The 600-nt window shown below is 36.7% G+C and carries 1 pseudogene; it reads right to left on the minus strand.

The annotated features are described in order from the left end of the window. Window positions 1-600: pseudogene (locus tag KH400_RS20850) on the minus strand (XRE family transcriptional regulator); the annotation flags it as partial.

The following is a 600-nucleotide window of genomic DNA, read 5'->3' on the forward strand; positions in this document are numbered from 1 at the left end:
TTCATATTCCTTTTCTTCTGAGATGAGGGCCATGATATGGAAAAGCTTATAAAAATATAAAGAGAACTTATTGTCCGCGAACTCCCCGTATTGTTTTAGCTTTTCTAAATAGAAGTTTTTCTTCTTCTCATCCTTTGAAAGCATTCCCTCGCAGGCTGCAAGTCGATATAAATCCTCTATACGGTAAAAGACCTTTTTTTCCTTTGAAAACAGGATCGCATTTTCCATGATCCTTATGGCTGACTGAGAACTGCCTACAGCAAAATGTAATATGGCTTCATGATAATCAAGGTCAAGCCTTGTTAAAGGGTCAATATAAGCAAAAGTTGTTTCGATGGTTTTTCGTTCCTGTAAAAAGATCGTTAAAGCTTCGTCGTATTTGTGTTCAAGAAATTTTTGATTTACCCAAAAAATAGCAATGGAAGCCCGATTAGTAGAGATATTCAATTGATCAAACATTTTTGCAGCATATTCGGATACCTCTAACCAGTTTTCTTTCTCCTCTTTCCAAAGAGAATAGCTATATATTTCTAATAGTCGGGCTGCCTCATACCCTTGAGGGATAACCTCCCATAAAGGCTCAATTAATCCAATGAGCTG

This window comes from Desertibacillus haloalkaliphilus, assembly GCF_019039105.1.
GTDB classification, from domain to species: Bacteria; Bacillota; Bacilli; order Bacillales; family KJ1-10-99; genus Desertibacillus; species Desertibacillus haloalkaliphilus.